This window comes from Streptomyces synnematoformans (assembly GCF_039531005.1).
Taxonomy (GTDB): Bacteria; Actinomycetota; Actinomycetes; order Streptomycetales; family Streptomycetaceae; genus Streptomyces; species Streptomyces synnematoformans.
The window spans coordinates 1-16,257 of record NZ_BAAAPF010000155.1 but is presented as its reverse complement, the minus strand read 5'-3'; the positions used below and the strand labels follow the sequence as shown (position 1 = coordinate 16,257).

The 16,257-nt window shown below is 74.4% G+C and carries 13 protein-coding genes and 2 pseudogenes; 8 read left to right on the top strand and 7 right to left on the bottom strand.

Annotated elements, in window-relative coordinates:
* A pseudogene (locus ABD317_RS21600) lies at nucleotides 1-182 on the bottom strand (hypothetical protein); the annotation flags it as partial.
* Nucleotides 183-370: 188 nt separating this feature from the next.
* Complete coding sequence (locus ABD317_RS21595) at nucleotides 371-1,603, bottom strand: acetyl-CoA C-acetyltransferase (protein ID WP_344291586.1); 1,233 nt, start codon at nucleotides 1,601-1,603, stop codon at nucleotides 371-373.
* Between the two features lie 239 nt (nucleotides 1,604-1,842).
* Between ABD317_RS21595 and ABD317_RS21590 the strand changes: the two genes are divergently transcribed.
* Together ABD317_RS21590 and ABD317_RS21585 are read left to right on the top strand one after the other, a co-directional pair.
* Entirely contained in the window at nucleotides 1,843-2,739 is an 897-nt protein-coding gene (locus ABD317_RS21590; RefSeq protein WP_344291585.1) for a Bax inhibitor-1/YccA family protein, read from the top strand.
* A 70-nt stretch (nucleotides 2,740-2,809) separates the two neighbouring features.
* Nucleotides 2,810-3,463 carry a pyridoxine/pyridoxamine 5'-phosphate oxidase gene (locus ABD317_RS21585; RefSeq protein ID WP_344291584.1) on the top strand — a complete coding sequence of 218 codons (654 nt, stop codon included), beginning with the start codon at nucleotides 2,810-2,812 and terminating at the stop codon, nucleotides 3,461-3,463.
* A gap of 3 nt (nucleotides 3,464-3,466) precedes the next feature.
* Here the strand turns inward: ABD317_RS21585 and ABD317_RS21580 are convergent, their stop codons facing one another.
* Nucleotides 3,467-4,837 (bottom strand): APC family permease, encoded by a 1,371-nt coding sequence (locus ABD317_RS21580; RefSeq protein ID WP_344291583.1) that lies wholly within the window; start codon nucleotides 4,835-4,837, stop codon nucleotides 3,467-3,469.
* 94 nt (nucleotides 4,838-4,931) lie between these two features.
* The gene (locus ABD317_RS21575) at nucleotides 4,932-6,302 is read right to left on the bottom strand and encodes a type III PLP-dependent enzyme domain-containing protein (RefSeq protein ID WP_344291582.1); all 1,371 of its coding nucleotides are present in this window, start codon (nucleotides 6,300-6,302) and stop codon (nucleotides 4,932-4,934) included.
* Between the two features lie 142 nt (nucleotides 6,303-6,444).
* Between ABD317_RS21575 and hutU the strand changes: the two genes are divergently transcribed.
* From hutU to hutI, 4 genes are read left to right on the top strand one after another with little or no spacing between them, the layout of a single operon-like run.
* Nucleotides 6,445-8,151 (top strand): urocanate hydratase, encoded by a 1,707-nt coding sequence (hutU, locus tag ABD317_RS21570; RefSeq protein WP_344291581.1) that lies wholly within the window; start codon nucleotides 6,445-6,447, stop codon nucleotides 8,149-8,151.
* Between the two features lie 20 nt (nucleotides 8,152-8,171).
* A complete protein-coding gene (locus tag ABD317_RS21565) occupies nucleotides 8,172-9,428 on the top strand; it encodes an allantoate amidohydrolase (protein WP_425582407.1) in 1,257 nt (418 codons plus the stop codon).
* On the top strand, nucleotides 9,425-10,789 hold the full coding sequence (locus ABD317_RS21560; RefSeq protein ID WP_344291579.1) for a formimidoylglutamate deiminase: 1,365 nt from the start codon (nucleotides 9,425-9,427) through the stop codon (nucleotides 10,787-10,789). The genes ABD317_RS21565 and ABD317_RS21560 overlap by 4 nt, the downstream gene beginning before the upstream one ends.
* 54 nt (nucleotides 10,790-10,843) lie before the next feature.
* A complete protein-coding gene (hutI, locus tag ABD317_RS21555) occupies nucleotides 10,844-12,064 on the top strand; it encodes an imidazolonepropionase (protein WP_344291578.1) in 1,221 nt (406 codons plus the stop codon).
* A gap of 60 nt (nucleotides 12,065-12,124) precedes the next feature.
* On the opposite strand, the gene ABD317_RS21550 is transcribed toward hutI, so the two are convergent.
* Together ABD317_RS21550 and ABD317_RS21545 are read right to left on the bottom strand one after the other, a co-directional pair.
* Nucleotides 12,125-13,477 carry an alpha/beta fold hydrolase gene (locus tag ABD317_RS21550; protein WP_344291577.1) on the bottom strand — a complete coding sequence of 451 codons (1,353 nt, stop codon included), beginning with the start codon at nucleotides 13,475-13,477 and terminating at the stop codon, nucleotides 12,125-12,127.
* 98 nt (nucleotides 13,478-13,575) lie between these two features.
* The gene (locus ABD317_RS21545) at nucleotides 13,576-14,532 is read right to left on the bottom strand and encodes an RNA polymerase sigma factor SigF (RefSeq protein ID WP_344291576.1); all 957 of its coding nucleotides are present in this window, start codon (nucleotides 14,530-14,532) and stop codon (nucleotides 13,576-13,578) included.
* Nucleotides 14,533-14,776: 244 nt separating this feature from the next.
* Here ABD317_RS21545 and ABD317_RS21540 point away from each other — a divergent pair, with 244 nt between their 5' ends.
* On the top strand, nucleotides 14,777-15,145 hold the full coding sequence (locus ABD317_RS21540; RefSeq protein ID WP_027756584.1) for an anti-sigma factor antagonist: 369 nt from the start codon (nucleotides 14,777-14,779) through the stop codon (nucleotides 15,143-15,145).
* 204 nt (nucleotides 15,146-15,349) lie between these two features.
* Nucleotides 15,350-15,910: an ATP-binding protein gene (locus tag ABD317_RS21535; RefSeq protein ID WP_425582406.1), complete on the top strand. Its 561-nt coding sequence runs from the start codon at nucleotides 15,350-15,352 to the stop codon at nucleotides 15,908-15,910.
* A gap of 97 nt (nucleotides 15,911-16,007) precedes the next feature.
* On the opposite strand, the pseudogene ABD317_RS21530 reads toward ABD317_RS21535, so the two are convergent.
* Nucleotides 16,008-16,257, bottom strand: a pseudogene (locus ABD317_RS21530) (alpha/beta hydrolase); the annotation flags it as partial.

Here is a 16,257-nt window from a genome sequence, read left to right as displayed (position 1 = left end):
CCGGCCGGCCGCGCCGCCCGCTGTCCGCCGCCCCGCGCCGCGGCCTGCGCGGTCCGCTCGGCGCGCAGCCGGACGACCTCGCTGCGCAGCCCGCTCACCGCGCGTAGCACGGCGGCGCCGAGCAGGGCTGCGCCGAGCAGGGTTGCGGCGGCCAGCAGGACGGCGAAGGTGGTGGCGCTCACTGTCGGACTCCCCAATTGCTGTAGGACCCCCATGTTCTACCTCAGCCTGCCGGAGCGCAGAACCCCACCCCTAGCGGAAAATGGCATGAATAGGACGGGCCTTTGGTCCCACTGCCGCGCGCCGGGGCGCGGGGCACGTCACACGCGCCCCCTGCGTCCCCCGCGCCCGTTCCGTCACAACCGGGGGACTAGCTCAGCCTCTCCAGCACCATCGCCATCCCCTGGCCCCCGCCCACGCACATCGTCTCCAGCCCGAACTGCTTGTCGTGCCACTGCAGGGAGTTGATGAGCGTCGTCGTGATCCGCGCGCCCGTCATGCCGAAGGGGTGCCCGACGGCGATGGCGCCGCCGTTGACGTTCAGCCGGTCCAGGTCGATGCCCAGATCCCGGTACGAGGGAATGACCTGCGCGGCGAACGCCTCGTTGATCTCCACCAGGTCGATGTCCCCGATCGCCATCCCGGCCCGCGCCAGCGCCTGCCGGCTCGCCTCCACCGGGCCCAGGCCCATGATCTCCGGCGACAGCGCCGACAGGCCGGTCGAGACGATCCGGGCGAGCGGCGTGAGACCCAGCTCACGCGCCTTGGTGTCGGACATCACCACGACCGCGGCGGCGCCGTCGTTCAGCGGGCAGCAGTTGCCCGCGGTGACCAGCCCGTCGGGGCGGAACACCGGCTTCAGGCCCGCGACCCCTTCCCTCGTCACGCCGGGCCGCGGGCCGTCGTCCTTGCTGACGACGGTCCCGTCCGGGGTCGTGACGGGCGTGATCTCGCGGGCCCAGAAGCCCTCGGCGAGGGCCTTCTCGGCGAGGTTCTGCGACCGCACGCCGAACTCGTCCATCTCCTGCCGGGTGACGCCCTTGGCCCGCGCCAGGTTCTCGGCGGTCTGCCCCATGGCGATGTACACGTCCGGTACGAGGCCGTCCTCGCGCGGGTCGTGCCAGCCGCCCCCGTCGAAGGCCGAGCCGTTCTCCTGGCGCTCGGCGGTACGGGCCTCGGCCGCGGCGAAGAGGGGGTTGTGGGTGCCGGGCATGCCGTCGGAGGAGCCGTTCACGAACCGCGAGACCGTCTCCACGCCCGCCGAGACGAAGACGTCGCCCTCGCCGGCCTTGATGGCGTGGAACGCCATCCGCGTGGTCTGCAGCGACGAGGAGCAGTAGCGCGTGACGGTGCAGCCGGGGAGGTGGTCCATGCCGAGCTGTACCGCGACCACCCGGCCCAGGTTGTGCCCCTGCTCGCCGCCGGGCAGGCCGCAGCCGAGCATGAGGTCGTCGACGTCCCCGGGGTCGAGGCCCGGCACCTTGTCGAGGGCGGCCCGGACGATGCCCGCGGTCAGGTCGTCCGGACGGACGTCCTTCAGCGAGCCCTTCCCGGCGCGGCCGATCGGGGAGCGGGCGGCGGAGACGATCACGGCTTCGGGCATCACGGGCTCCCAGGGGACGCGGAGGGGCAAGGTCCTGGGGGCGAAGTTACCCGTACGTAGTGGAAGGGTCACGGCTCTCGCACTGTGACGCGGACCTCAATTTCTGAGCGCTTGCTTACCTCTCCCGGGGGAAGCGCGGTAAAAGCCTTGGGAAAGATCCTCCTGAGGTCTGGCGCGATGTCTTTGCCTACCCATTACTCTTGTCTCAAGGCCGCGCAGTGCGGCCACGGAGGAGTGAGATGAGGAGCAGCAACCCGGTCTTCACGCGACGGGGGTTCAGCCGCGAGGGCGGTTCGGCAGGCTTCAACGCGCCGTCGCAGGCCGGGGGCCCCGCTGTCGCCCAGGGCAACAACCCGTACGCCCAGTCCGGCAACCCGTACGCGCAGGCGCCGGGTGCCGCACCGCGGAACCCGTACGCACCCGCGGACCAGCAGCAGGGCGAGTGGGCGCCGCACGCGGCCCCCGCCGGCGGCCGTATGACGATGGACGACGTCGTGTCCCGTACGGGCATGACGCTCGGCCTGGTGATCGTCGCCGCCGTCGCCTCCTGGATCACCTTCGACGGCGAGAAGTCGCTCGGCCTCGGCCTGCTGGCCGCGCTCGGCGCCTTCGGCCTGGCGATGGTACAGGCGTTCAAGCGCAAGCCCGTCCCCGCGCTCATCCTGTCGTACGCGGTGCTTGAGGGCGTCTTCCTCGGCATCATCAGCGAGTACTTCAACACCTACGTCGACGGCGCGGTCATGCAGGCCGTGCTCGGCACGATGGCGGTGTTCTTCGGTGTGCTTGTGGCGTACAAACTGCGGATCATCCGGGTCACGGCCCGGTTCCAGCGGTTCGTCATCGGCGCGGCGATCGGCTTCGTACTGCTGATGGCCGTCAACCTGTTCGCCGCGCTCATCGGCGGCGGCGACGGCATGGGCCTGCGCAGCGGTGGCCTCGGCATCCTGTTCGGCATCATCGGCGTCGTGCTCGGCGCGTGCTTCCTCGCCATGGACTTCAAGCAGGTCGAGGACGGCATCGCCTACGGCGCCCCGAAGAACGAGGCGTGGCTCGCCGCCTTCGGGCTGACCCTGACCCTGGTCTGGATCTACCTGGAGATGCTGCGCCTGGTGGCCATCCTCCAGGGCGGCGACTGACACGAATGACCGAATGGCCCGGCCGGATCCCCTCCGGCCGGGCCACCGGCATGAAAGGGGCCCGGGCGCCATGACCGACCTGAGGCGGCTGCTGCGCGGGATCGAGGTCTTCGCGGGCGACCTGCCGTCGTTCGACCCCCGGGACACCCCGGACGAGCCGGCCGCGCTCTTCGAGAGCTGGCTGCTCGCGGCCGTACGGGCGGGGGTGCGCGAGCCGCACGCGATGACCCTGTCGACGGCCGACGCGGGCGGCGACCCGTCGGCGCGGGTGCTGATCCTCAAGGACGTCGGCCCCGACGGCTGGCAGTTCGCCTCCGACGCGGGCAGCCCCAAGGGCCGGGACCTGGCCAAACGCCCGTACGCGGCGCTGACCTTCTACTGGCCGCCGCTGGCCCGGCAGGTGCGGGTGCGGGGCCCGGTCGGCACCGCGGACCCGGAGCTGAGCGCCGCCGACTTCCTCGCCCGCGGCGCCGAGGCCCGCGCCGAGGCCCTCCTCGGCCGCCAGTCCCGCCCGCTCGCGGACCCGGCGGAGCGCGACGCGGCGATCGGCGAGTCGCTGGCGCGGGTGGCGGCGGACCCGGGTCTGGTGGCCCGGGGCTGGACGCTGTACACGGTGCGGCCGGAGACGGTCGAGTTCTGGCAGGGCGACAAGGCGCGGCGCCACACCCGGCTCGTCTACGAGCGGACGACACCGGGCTGGCGCAAGCACATGCTCTGGCCGTGAGCGTCACTCCCGCCCGGCGGCCTTGACCGCCACCTGGTTGACGACCCACAGCCCGATGCCGATGGCCAGCAGCACGCCGGCCCGGACGTAGACGTCCGCGGGCCGGTCCGACAGCGGGCTGGCCAGCACGCCGGCGGTGACGGCGCCCAGCACCGGGATCCACGTCGGCGCGCGGAAGTGCCGGTGGTCCACCGGGTCCCGGCGCAGCACCAGCACCGCCACGTTGACCACCGCGAACACGCACAGCAGCAGGAACGACGTGGTGTCGCCCAGGCCCTCGATCTCGCCGGTCGACACCAGCCCGACGGCCAGCGCGGTGACGAAGACGATCCCGACCACCGGCGTCCGCCGCCCCGGCAGCACCCGCGCCATCCCGCGCGGCAGCACGCGCTCGTTGGCGAGCCCGTAGCAGAGCCGCGAGGCCATCATGACGTTGATCAGCGCCGAGTTCGACACCGCGAAGAGCGCGATCAGCGCGAACAGCTTCGCCGGGAAGTCCACCCCGCTCTCGTCCACCACCAGCAGCAGCGGCCCGCTGGAGCCCGCCAGCCGTTCGTGGTCGACCATCAGCGAGGAGACGAGGGCGACGAGGACGTAGATCGTGCCGGTGATGGCCACGCCGAGGAAGATCGCCCGCGGGAAGTTGCGCACGGGGTCCTTGGTCTCCTCCGCCATGTTCACCGAGTCCTCGAACCCCACGAAGGCGAAGAACCCCAGCGCGGTCGCCCCGAGCACCCCGGTGAGCACGGCGTACCCGGTCCCGCCGGTGTCGAACTCCGTCAGCCGCGCCGGCTCGCCCTCGCCGGTCAGCACGGCCGCGACGCCGATGCCGAGGATGACGAGCAGGCCGGTCACCTCGACGATGGTCAGCACGACGTTCGTCTTCACCGACTCGGAGACACCCCGCAGGTTGACCGAGGCGAGCACGAGGACGAACAGGATCGCGATCAGCGTCGGCGAGACGTCGACGAACTCCTGCAGATAGTCCCCGCTGAACGCCCGCGCGGCGGCGCTCGCGGACGACAGCCCCGAGCACATCACCATGAACGCGACGATGAACGTCAGGAACGGCACCCGGAACGCCTTCTGCGTGTACAGCGCCGCCCCCGCGGCCCGCGGATACTTGCCGACCAGCTCGACGTACGAGGCGGCCGTCAGCATCGCCACCACGAACCCGATCACGAACGGCAGCCACAACGCCCCGCCGATCCGCCCGGCGACGGCCCCGGTGTTGGCGTAGATGCCGGTGCCGAGGATGTCGCCGACGACGAAGAGCAGCAGCAGCTTGGGCCCGATGGCCCGCTTCAGCGGCGTACCGCCCCCGCCGGCGGACGGCGAACCGGCCGGTCCCGGTGCTGGGTGTGAAGTCTGCATGCCCCTGCGAATGCCCGGTACACGCCCCACCAAGCGGACCCATCCCCCATCCGCCGCTCGCCGCCGGGCCGGGCAGCCGGCGCCACCGGACGGGTCAGCCCAGGGTGGTCAGGGCGGTGCTGTGGGGGCCGCCGGACTCGGTGACTATTTCGGGGAGGGTCTGGGCGGCGCGGGCCTGGGCGAAGTGGACCTCGTCGGGGGTCGTGGTGAAGCCGTGGACCGCGGGGCGGGGGAGGCTGTTGTAGGAGAACGGGTTGGAGAAGTAGTACGCGCCGGTGTCCAGGAGGGCCACGTGGTCGCCCGCCGCCAGCGGGGGGAGTTCGCGGGCGCGGGCCACCAGGTCGCCGGCGAAGCAGCACGGGCCCGCCACGTCCTGGGTGACCGGGGTGCCCGTGCCCGGGTGGCCCTGTGCGTCGTACGCGGCGACGCGGAGGGGCCAGGAGTCGGGGGCGAAGACGGTGCGTACGGCGACCTGGACGCCCGCGTGGGTGACCGCGATGGGGCGGCCGCCGGCGGACTTCGCGTACTCCACGCGCGCCAGCACCAGCCCGTTCTTCGCCAGCAGCGACCGGCCAAACTCCGTGATCAGGGCGTAGCGGCCGTCGAACAGGCCCGGGACCTCGCGACGCAGCAGGCGCGCGTAGTCGGCGAAGGACGGCGTGGTCTCGTCGGAGTCGAAGTTGACCGGCAGCCCGCCGCCGATGTCCAGCGTGGTGACCTGCCGCCGCCCGGCGGCGGCGTTGATCTCCTCCGCCAGCTCGTACGCCGCCCGCACCCCCGCCGCCATCAGCGGCAGCGGCACGCCCTGCGAGCCGGTGTGGGTGTGCAGGGCGGTGAGCCAGGGGCGGTCGAGGTAGGCGCGGACGAGCCAGTCGCGGGCGCCCTCGTCCTGGAGGGTCACGCCGAACTTCGACGTGGCGGTCGCCGTGCTCATCGCGCCGATGCTGCCGCCGCCGACCTGCGGGTTGACCCGTATGCCGACCGTCGAGGGGGTCGGCGCGGAGCGGACCAGGGCGTCGATGCGGGCCAGTTCCTCGGGGTTGTCGGCGTTGACCGCGATGCCCAGCGCCAGCGCGCCGCGCAGCTCGGCGGCGGTCTTGGCGGGGGAGTCGAGCACGGTGCGCTCCGGGGGTACGTCCGCGGCGCGGGCGAGCTCCAGCTCGCCGGGGCTGGCGACCTCGGCGCCCAGGCCCTCGTCGGCGAGCAGCCGCAGCACCGGCACCAGCGCGGCGGCCTTGACCGCGAAGGAGTGCAGCACGGGCGTCCCCGGCGCGACCACCTCGTCGAACGCGGCCCGCAGCGCGCCCGCCGACTCCCGGATGCCCGCGACGTCCAGCAGCCCGACCACCGGCTCGGCCTCCGAGACCAGGCCCCGGGCGACCGCGGCGCGTACGGCCCGGTCACGGCGGGCGGCGAGCGGGAGCGGGAGGTTCTGCGGCGCGGCGGCGGGCTCGTCGTAGGACATGGCCGCAGTCAATCATCCGTCCGCACATCCTGTCGTACGGCGTCCAAGCGTCGGACGCGAGGCGGTCTTGACTGAAGTGATTCAGCAGCGTCACGATGTGTTGGTATTCATTCAGAGAGGTCGAGCGCGCCTGGAGGCACGCATGACAGGACCCCGACCCGTCCGGGCCCCGCGCGGCACCCGGCCCAGCGCCCGCGGGTGGCCGCAGGAGGCCGCCCTGCGGATGCTGCAGAACAACCTCGACCCCGAGGTCGCCGAGCACCCCGACAGGCTCGTCGTCTACGGCGGCACCGGCAGGGCCGCCCGCGACTGGGGCTCCTTCGACGCCATGGTGCGTACGCTCACGACCCTCGGCCCGGACGAGACCATGCTCGTCCAGTCCGGCCGCCCCGTCGGCGTCATGCAGACCCACGAGTGGGCGCCCCGCGTCCTCATCGCCAACAGCAACCTCGTCGGCGACTGGGCCACCTGGGAGGAGTTCCGCCGCCTGGAGGCCCTGGGGCTGACCATGTACGGCCAGATGACGGCCGGTTCGTGGATCTACATCGGCACGCAGGGCATCCTCCAGGGCACGTACGAGACCTTCGCCGCCGTCGCCGCGAAACGGTTCAACGGCACCCTCGCCGGGACCGTCACCCTCACCGCCGGCCTCGGCGGCATGGGCGGCGCCCAGCCGCTCGCCGTCACCATGAACGGCGGCGTCGCCCTGTGCGTCGAGTGCGACCCGTCGCGTATCGAGCGCCGGCTTGAACACGGTTACCTGGACGCCAGAGCCGACGACCTCGACCACGCCCTGCGGCTTGCCGAGGAAGCCCGCGACGCGCGCCGCCCGCTCTCCGTCGGCGTCCTCGGCAACGCCGCCGAACTGCTGCCGCGGCTGCTCGCCGAAGGCGCGCCCGTCGACATCGTCACCGACCAGACCTCCGCGCACGACCCGCTCGCGTACCTGCCCCTCGGCGTCGACTTCGCCGACATGGCCGCGTACGCCGCCGAGAAGCCCGCCGACTTCACCGCCCGCGCCCGCGAGTCGATGGCCCGGCACGTCGAGGCGATGGTCGGCTTCCAGGAGGCCGGCGCCGAGGTCTTCGACTACGGCAACTCGATCCGCGGCGAGGCCAAGCTCGCCGGCTACGCCCGCGCCTTCGACTTCCCCGGCTTCGTACCCGCCTACATCCGCCCGCTGTTCTGCGAGGGCAAGGGCCCCTTCCGCTGGGCCGCGCTCTCCGGCGACCCGAAGGACATCGCCGCCACCGACCGCGCGATCCTCGACCTCTTCCCCGAGAACGAGTCGCTGGCCCGCTGGATCCGGCTGGCCGGCGAGCGCGTCCACTTCCAGGGCCTGCCCGCCCGCATCTGCTGGCTCGGGTACGGCGAGCGCGACCGGGCCGGCGAGCGGTTCAACGACATGGTGGCGAGCGGCGAGCTGGCCGCGCCCCTGGTCCTCGGCCGCGACCACCTCGACTGCGGCTCGGTGGCGTCCCCGTACCGCGAGACCGAGGGCATGCGCGACGGCTCGGACGCGATCGCCGACTGGCCGCTGCTCAACGCCATGGTCAACGTCGCCTCCGGCGCGTCCTGGGTCTCGGTCCACCACGGCGGCGGCGTCGGCATGGGCCGCTCGCTGCACGCCGGGCAGGTGACGGTCGCGGACGGCACGGCGCTCGCGGGCGAGAAGATCCGCCGGGTGCTGACCAACGACCCGGGCATGGGCGTCATCCGGCACGTCGACGCGGGCTACGAGCGGGCGGAGGAGGTCGCGGCGCAGCGCGGCGTGCGCGTACCGATGCGCGAGGGCGGGGACGCCGCGGATGCGGCGGCCGCGACCCCGCGCGAAGGCGGGCCCGCGTGAGCACGTCCTCCTTCCAGGAGATGTGGCGCGACCTCAAGCCCCTCGGGCGGCACGCGCCCACCGGCGGCTACCGCCGGTTCGCGTGGACGGCGGCCGACGCCGACTGCCGGGCCTGGTTCCGCGCGCAGGCGGAGGCGCGGGGGCTCGCGTACGAGACCGACCGCAACGGCAACCAGTGGGCCTGGCTCGGCGACTTGGAGGAGGGAGCCGGTGCCGTCGTCACCGGCTCCCACCTCGACTCCGTCCCCGACGGCGGCGCCTTCGACGGCCCCCTCGGCGTGGTCTCCGCCTTCGGCGCGCTCGACGAGCTGCGCGCCCGCGGCGCCCGCCCCGCGCGCCCCCTCGGCGTCGTCAACTTCGCCGACGAGGAGGGCGCCCGCTTCGGCCTGGCCTGCGTCGGCTCGCGGCTCACCGCCGGGCAGCTGTCCACCGACGCCGCCCGCGAGCTGCGCGACGCCGACGGCGTCACCCTGCCGCAGGCGATGGAGCGCGCCGGCCACGACCCCGACGCGCTCGGGCCCGACCCCGGGCGGCTGGCGCGCATCGGCGCCTTCGTCGAGCTGCACGTCGAGCAGGGTGTGGCGCTCGCCGGTACGGACCACGCCGTGGGCGTGGCGTCCGCGATCTGGCCGCACGGCCGCTGGCGGTTCGACTTCCGCGGCGAGGCCAACCACGCGGGCACCACCCGTATGGAGGACCGCCACGACCCGATGCTGACGTACGCCCACACCGTCCTGTCCGCCCGCAAGAAGGCCGCGCAGGCCGGCGCCCGCGCGACCTTCGGCAAGGTCGCCGTCGAGCCCAACGGCGTCAACGCCATCCCCGCCCTCGTCCGCGGCTGGCTCGACTCCCGCGCCGCCGACGAGGAGGCCCTGCACACCCTGGTCGCCGCCGTCGAGCAGGCCGCCCGGGAGCGCGCCGCCCGCGACGGCACCGCGCTGGAGGTGACCCGCGAGTCGCTGACGCCCGTCGTCGACTTCGACCACACCCTGCGCGACCGCCTCGCCGCGCGCCTGGGCGGCGCGCCCCTGCTCCCCACCGGGGCGGGACACGACGCCGGGATCCTGTCCGGCGCGGTGCCGGCGGCCATGCTGTACGTACGCAACCCGACGGGCGTCTCGCACGCGCCGGCCGAGTCGGCGGCGGAGGACGACTGCGCGGCGGGTGTACGGGCGCTGGCGGACGTGCTGGCGGACCTGGCGGGCGAAGAGGACGAGGACGAGGCCGAACGGGCGCAACGGGCGCAACGGACTGAACGGACGGAAGGGGCCGCGTGACGACGTACTGGGCGGAGCAGGCGTGGGTCGGCGGCGTCGTCGAACCCGGCGTCGTCCTGGAGACCGAGGCGTCCGGGCGGCTCGCCGCGGTACGGACCGGGACCGAGGCCCCACCGCCCGGCGCCGCCGTCCTGCGCGGCCTCACCCTCCCCGGCCTGGCGAACGCCCACAGCCACGCCTTCCACCGCGCCCTGCGCGGCACCGTCCAGGTCGGCTCCGGCACGTTCTGGACGTGGCGCGAGGTGATGTACGGCGTCGCCGACCGGCTCACCCCCGAGACGTACTACGACCTCGCCCGCGCCGTCTACGCCGAGATGGCGCTCGCCGGGATCACCTGCGTCGGCGAGTTCCACTACGTCCACCACGCCCCGGGCGGCACCCGCTACGACGACCCCAACGCCATGGGCCACGCGCTGATCGCCGCCGCGGCGGCGGCCGGCATCCGGCTGACCCTCCTCGACACCGCCTACCTCGCCGCCGGCTTCGGCCGGGCGCCGGGCCGCCAGCAGCGCCGCTTCAGCGACGGCGACGCCGAGGCGTGGGGCGAACGCGCCGCCGCCCTCCGCCCCGACCCCGCCGACGCTCCCGGCGGCCCTCCCGGCGGCACCGTGCGCATCGGCGCCGCCGTCCACTCCGTACGCGCCGTCCCCGCCGCCCAGCTCGCCACCGTCGCCCGCTGGGCCGCCGACCGCCGCGCCCCCCTGCACGTCCACCTCTCCGAGCAGCCCGCCGAGAACGAGGCGTGCTCCGCCGCCCACGGCGTCACCCCGACCCGCCTCCTCGACGACCACGGCGTCCTCGGCCGCCGCACCACCGCCGTCCACGCCACCCACCTCACCGGCGACGACGTCGCCATCCTCGGCCGCACCGGCACCGGCGTCTGCATGTGCCCCACCACGGAACGCGACCTCGCCGACGGCATCGGCCCGGCCAGGGCCGTGGCGCGGGCGGGCAGTCCGCTGTCGCTGGGCAGCGACAGCCACGCCGTCGTGGACCTCTTCGAGGAGGCGCGGGCGATGGAGCTGAACGAGCGGCTGCACACCCGCCGCCGCGGCCACTGGACCGCCCACCAGCTGCTGCGCGCCGCCACCGAAGGCGGCTACGCCGCCCTCGGCTGGGACGCGCCGGCCCGGCTGGAGGCGGGCGGGTTCGCGGACTTCACCACGGTCGCGCTGGACAGCGTGCGCACCGCGGGCGCCATGCCGCGGCTCGGCGCGGAGACGGCCGTGTTCGCGGCGACGGCGGCGGATGTGCGGCACACGGTGGTGGGGGGCCGGCACGTCGTACGGGACGGGGTGCACGCGCTCGTGGCGGACGTGCCCGGGGCGCTGTCGGCGGCGATCGGGGCGCTCCGCGGCTGACCCGTACCCGCGCCCCGGTATCCCTCCCCGTATCCCATCGACCGAGGACAGGACATGACCGCCAGCCCCACCGCCACCGCCCTCGTCAACATCGGCAGCCTCGTCACCAACGACCCCGCCCTCGGCGAGGGCCCGCTCGGCGTGGTGGAGAACGCGGCCGTCGTCTTCGAGGGCGACCGGGTGGCCTGGGCCGGCGCGACCGACGCGGCGCCGCCCGCGGACGCGTCGTACGACGCGGCGGGCCGGGCGCTGCTCCCGGGCTTCGTCGACTCGCACTCGCACCTCGTCTTCGCCGGCGACCGCACCCGCGAGTTCCACGCCCGCATGTCCGGCCACCCCGCTGCGTCCTATCAAAAACGTGGCGCCGGCGGCATCCGCACCACCGTCGCCGCCACCCGCGCCGCCACCGACGCGGAACTGGCCGCGAACCTCTCGCGCTTCGTCCGGGAGATGCTCCGGCAGGGCACGACGACGCTGGAGACCAAGTCCGGCTACGGCCTGACGGCGGCGGACGAGGCGCGGGCGCTGCGGCTGGCGGCGGGGCAGGTGCACGAGGTGACGTACCTCGGTGCCCATGTCGTCCCGCCGGAGTACGAGGACGATCCGGGCGGGTACGTCGACCTGGTCACCGGCGAGATGCTGGATGCCTGCGCGCCCCACGCGCGCTGGATCGACGTCTTCTGCGAGCAGGGCGCGTTCGACGGCGACCAGGCGCGGGCGATCCTCGCGGCCGGCAAGGCCCGCGGCCTGACCCCGCGGGTGCACGCGGGCCAGCTGTCGTACGGGCCGGGGGTGCAGCTGGCCGTCGAGCTGGAGGCGGCGTCGGCGGACCACCTGACGCACCTGACCGACGCGGACGTGGACGCGCTGGCGTCGGGGGTGACGGTGGCAACGTTCCTGCCGGGCTGCGAGTTCTCCACCCGGGCGGTGTACCCGGACGTGCGGCGGGTGCTGGACGCGGGCGCGACGGTGGCGCTGTCGACGGACTGCAACCCGGGCTCCTCGTTCACCAGCTCCATGCCGTTCTGCGTGGCGGTCGCCGTACGGGAGATGGGGATGACGCCGGACGAGGCCGTGTGGGCGGCGACGGCGGGCGGGGCGGCGGCGCTGCGGCGCACGGACGTGGGGCGCCTGGCGCCGGGCGCGCGGGCGGACGCGGCGCTGCTGGACGCCCCGAGCCACGTGCACCTGGCGTACCGGCCGGGGGTGCCGCTGGTGGCGGAGGTGTGGCAGCGGGGCGTACGGGTGCCGGGGTACCGTGCGGTCGGCGGTTGAGGTGGACCGGGCCGGCCGGTGACGCGGGGACCGTACGGTCGGCAACCGTCCGGCGCGCGGTCAGCAACCGGCAGCGACGTCCGGGTCCGCCGGGGGTCCCGCCGTCAGATGGTCCACCGCCGCGCGCTCCGCGCACTCGTTGCCGAAGCCCACCAGCCCGTGCCGCCGCCCCGGGACCGTCAGCAGCGGCGCCCGGAACCGCATCGCCACCCGCTCCGCGCCCGCCGCCGGCGTGCGGATGTCGTGCTCGCTGTTGACCAGCAGCAGGTCTGCCGCGTTGGCCGGGGCACCGGCCGCCGGGCGGACCGCGCCCAGCGGCTCGCCGCGGCCCGGCCAGTGGACGCAGGGCGCGTAGTCGCGCGCGACCGTCCGCATGCGCCACCGCGCCTCGTCGGCGTCGTCCAGCTCCCGCAGCAGCGCCCGCAGGTTGCCCGGCCACCGGAAGTCCGTGCAGTGCACCCCCAGGAACAGCGCCAGCGGCGGCGGCCCGGGGTCCAGCTCGTCGAACGCCGCCCGCACGTCCGGCGGCACCTCCCTCGGCAGGTCCCCGCCCGCCGGCTCCGGCACCTCCTCGGTATCCAGCTCCTCGCGCGAGTGCAGCGTCCTCAGTACGTAGGACGTGCCCGGCCGGTCCGGGTCGACGACCCCGTCGAAGACCGCCGCGCGCACCCGCTCCGGGTGGCGGGTGACGTAGACCTGGCCGGCCACCGTGGCGTACGAGTGCAGCAGCAGGCTGATCCGCTCCTCGCCCAGCGCCCGCCGGACCCGCTCCAGGTCGGTCGCGGCGGCGCGGGAGCCGAGGCGGCCCAGCAGCGGGCCGTAGCCGATGCGGCAGGTCTCGACGTAGTCGCGGGCGGCGGCGTCGACGGCGGTGACGTCCCGGACCAGCCGGAGGCTGCGCGCGCGGCCGAGGCGGTCCAGCGCGCCGCGGGGCTCGCCGCAGTCGACGCGGTGGCTGCGGCCGGTGCCGCGGCGGTCGTAGCCGACGATGTCGAAGCGGTCGCGCAGCTCGTGCGGGTAGTCGACGCCGGCGGAGACGGCCTCCTGGAGGCCGGAGAGACCGGGGCCGCCGGGCGCGAGGACGAGCGCGCCGATGCGCCGCCCGGGGTTGCGGGCGGGCAGCCGGCTCACGGCGAGGCGGAGGGTCTCGTGGCCGTCGCCGCCCACGGGGACCGGGACGCCGCGGCACTCGCGCCGCTCCATGCCCGTCAGCGGGCAGGGGGTCCACTCGTCGCCGCCGGGGTCCGGCCCGTAGGACGCGGCGCCGGTGCCCGGGGGATCGGGCTCGCCCCCGCCGCCCGGCGCTCCGCAGGCGCTCGTCCACACGAGCACCAGCGCCAGCACCGTGAGCAGGGCGGGCGCCGGGACCGGGCCGCCGGTCCGGCGCCGGGCGGGGGCCGTGGGGCGATCCATGGTGCGATCATGGCACCAACGGCCGGGAAACACGGGGAGGCCGCCCCTCGGGCGGCCCCCGGACGGCCCCGGCGCCCCGCCGGAGGCCGGGGCCCCGCCTACTCGTCGATCATCAGCCCCTTGCGCAGCCGCACCAGCGTCCGCGACAGCAGCCGGGAGACGTGCATCTGCGAGATGCCCAGCTCCTCGCCGATCTCCGACTGGGTCATGTTGGCCACGAACCGCAGCGACAGGATCTTCCGGTCGCGCGGCGCCAGCTCCGCTATCAGCGGCTTGAGGGACTCGACGTACTCGATGCCCTCAAGGCCGTGGTCCTCGTAGCCGATGCGGTCGGTGAGGGCGCTCTCGGAGTCGTCCTCCTCGGGCTGCGCGTCCAGCGAGCTGGCGGTGTAGGCGTTCGAGGCGGCCATGCCCTCGACGACCTCGTCCCGGTCGATGTCCAGCCGCTCGGCCAGCTCGTCGACCGTGGGGGCGCGGTCGAGTAGCTGGGACAGCTCGTCGCCGGCCTTCGCCAGGTCGAGGCGCAGCTCCTGCAGCCGCCGCGGGACGCGTACGGACCAGGAGGTGTCCCGGAAGAAGCGCTTGATCTCGCCGATGATCGTCGGCATCGCGAAGGTGGGGAACTCCACCCCGCGGGCGGGTTCGAAGCGGTCGATCGCCTTGATGAGCCCGATGGTGCCCACCTGGATGATGTCCTCCATCGGCTCGCTGCGCGAGCGGAACCGGGAGGCGGCGAACTTGACCAGCGCCAGGTTGAGTTCGATCAGGGTGTTGCGGACGTACGAGTACTCGTGGGTGCCCTCTTCGAGGGTGCCGAGCCGGTCGAAGAGCGTCTTCGACATGGCCCGCGCGTCGGCGGGGGCGATCTCGTCGAAGGCGATGCCCTCCAACTCGTCGAGGCTCCCCGTGAAGGCGATCGCGGACTCGGTGGCCTCGTCGTCGGGGACGGGGAGCCCGTCGGTGTCCGCGCCGTCGTGCTCTGTGTGGTCGTCGCCGTGCTCGGCATGAGGTCTTGCCGGCGGCGTGCTGGCCGCGGCGTCGAGCCGGGGTGACATTTGTCCTCCATCGTTCTCGGCATTCGGCTGCCGATGCCATCTCTTTCTGTTTACGGTCTGCGGCGCCTCCCGAAGCCACGTGTTGCGGTTCTTCTACTCCCTACCGGCTTATCCCCTCCGGTGCAAGAATCGTGTGTCCATATTTGCCCTATTTTGTTAGCTGTTCGGGTGCCGAACATGTGACCAAAGGCGTAGGGTCGGTGCTGCATCGCACGACAGCTCGAAGGTCAGGAGACAAGCGCGCATGGACGCCGGAACCGCCGGAAGCCCGAGCCGCGGCCGACTGCACGTCGACGTGCGGGTCCATGGCGGGAGTGCCGTCCTCACGCCGTCGGGCGAGTTGGACTACCACACCGCCGAGGTGCTGCGGGAACCGCTGGAACGATGCATCGCCGGCGGCCGCAGCCGGCTCGTACTCGACTGCTCCCGCCTGGAGTTCTGCGACTCCACCGGGCTGAACGTGCTCCTCGGCGCCCGCCTCAAGGCCGAGGCCGGCGGCGGCGGCGTGCACCTCGCCGGCCTGCGGCCGGTCGTCGCCCGGGTCTTCGAGATCACCGGCGCGGAGGCGGTCTTCTCCCTGCACGACACCGTGGAGTCGGCCCTCGTGGAGTGACCTCCTGACCGCCGGCCGCGCGGTGGGGCCGGTGCGACAGGTGATGCGCGTCACAGCCTCCTGGGGAAACTCGGGGGTGTTTCCGCGATCTCGCAGGGCAGGAGCCCAGGCGAAAACTTCTGGAACGGGCAGGATGGCCACGAATGCGCGAACGGGCGTGCGGTTGCGCGAAGGGGGTGTCGTGAGGCGATGAGCTTCAGGTCGTTGCCGCCCGGCGTGCCGCCGTCGGAGGGCGAGGCCGGCAGCGGCGCCACCGCGCCCGCGCACCCGGCCGGCGGCCCGGCCCCGGCCGCCACCCCCACCCCGGGCACCCCCACCCCGGGCACCCCCGTCCCGGCCGGCGAGCCCGCCCCGGCCGTCCAGGTGCGCCGGCTGCGTCTCGTCGGCGCCAGCGGCATGGTGCCCCGGGCCCGCGACTTCGCCCGCCGGGCGCTGGAGGACTGGGGGTGGCTGCCCGCGGTGACCGGGGAGCAGCGCGCGGCGGCCGAGGACGTCCTCCTCGTCGTCTCGGAGCTGGTGACGAACGCCTGCCTGCACGGCGGCGGCCCGGACGAGCTGCGGCTGCGTGCGGCGGGGAAGGTGCTGCGGCTGGAGGTCAGCGACTCCGGCGCGGGCACGCCGGAACCGCGCACCCCGCACCGGGCCAGCAGGCCGGGCGGGCACGGGATGTTCATCGTGCAGCGGCTGTGCCTCGACTGGGGCGTGCAGCGGGAGGCGGACGCGGCGGGCAAGACGGTCTGGGCGGAGCTGTCGGCACCGCTGTAGCGCCCCGCGCACCCCGTATGCACCTGGCACGTGGCTGGTACGTACCTCGTGACGACCCGGGCCCCGGCCCCGTACGCCCCCCGCCCGCCGACTGCCGCTAGCCGATCCGCCTCCGCAGCCAGCCCTCGATCTCCCCCACCACCGCCGGGTCCGCCAGCAGCCGCATCCCGTGCCCGGCACCCGGCACCACCCGCACCCGCACGTCCCCCGCCGGCATCCCCCGCGCCCGCTCCGCCGCCGCCACCGCCTCCGAGTGGTACGCCGGCACCCAGTCCCCGGCCGAGTGCAGCAGCAGCATCGGGGCGTCGTCCCGGCCGGACGCCGCGCGCCGCGGGTCCAGCGACCGC

Excerpts from the sequence above, each read along its gene's own strand:
- ABD317_RS21595 (WP_344291586.1), bottom strand. The coding sequence starts at position 1,603 with ATGCCCGAAGCCGTGATCGTCTCCGCCGCCCGCTCCCCGATCGGCCGC.
- ABD317_RS21590 (WP_344291585.1), top strand. The coding sequence starts at position 1,843 with ATGAGGAGCAGCAACCCGGTCTTCACGCGACGGGGGTTCAGCCGCGAG.
- ABD317_RS21585 (WP_344291584.1), top strand. The coding sequence starts at position 2,810 with ATGACCGACCTGAGGCGGCTGCTGCGCGGGATCGAGGTCTTCGCGGGC.
- ABD317_RS21580 (WP_344291583.1), bottom strand. The coding sequence starts at position 4,837 with ATGCAGACTTCACACCCAGCACCGGGACCGGCCGGTTCGCCGTCCGCC.
- ABD317_RS21575 (WP_344291582.1), bottom strand. The coding sequence starts at position 6,302 with ATGTCCTACGACGAGCCCGCCGCCGCGCCGCAGAACCTCCCGCTCCCG.
- hutU (WP_344291581.1), top strand. The coding sequence starts at position 6,445 with ATGACAGGACCCCGACCCGTCCGGGCCCCGCGCGGCACCCGGCCCAGC.
- ABD317_RS21565 (WP_425582407.1), top strand. The coding sequence starts at position 8,172 with ATGTGGCGCGACCTCAAGCCCCTCGGGCGGCACGCGCCCACCGGCGGC.
- hutI (WP_344291578.1), top strand. The coding sequence starts at position 10,844 with ATGACCGCCAGCCCCACCGCCACCGCCCTCGTCAACATCGGCAGCCTC.
- ABD317_RS21550 (WP_344291577.1), bottom strand. The coding sequence starts at position 13,477 with ATGGATCGCCCCACGGCCCCCGCCCGGCGCCGGACCGGCGGCCCGGTC.
- ABD317_RS21545 (WP_344291576.1), bottom strand. The coding sequence starts at position 14,532 with ATGTCACCCCGGCTCGACGCCGCGGCCAGCACGCCGCCGGCAAGACCT.
- ABD317_RS21540 (WP_027756584.1), top strand. The coding sequence starts at position 14,777 with ATGGACGCCGGAACCGCCGGAAGCCCGAGCCGCGGCCGACTGCACGTC.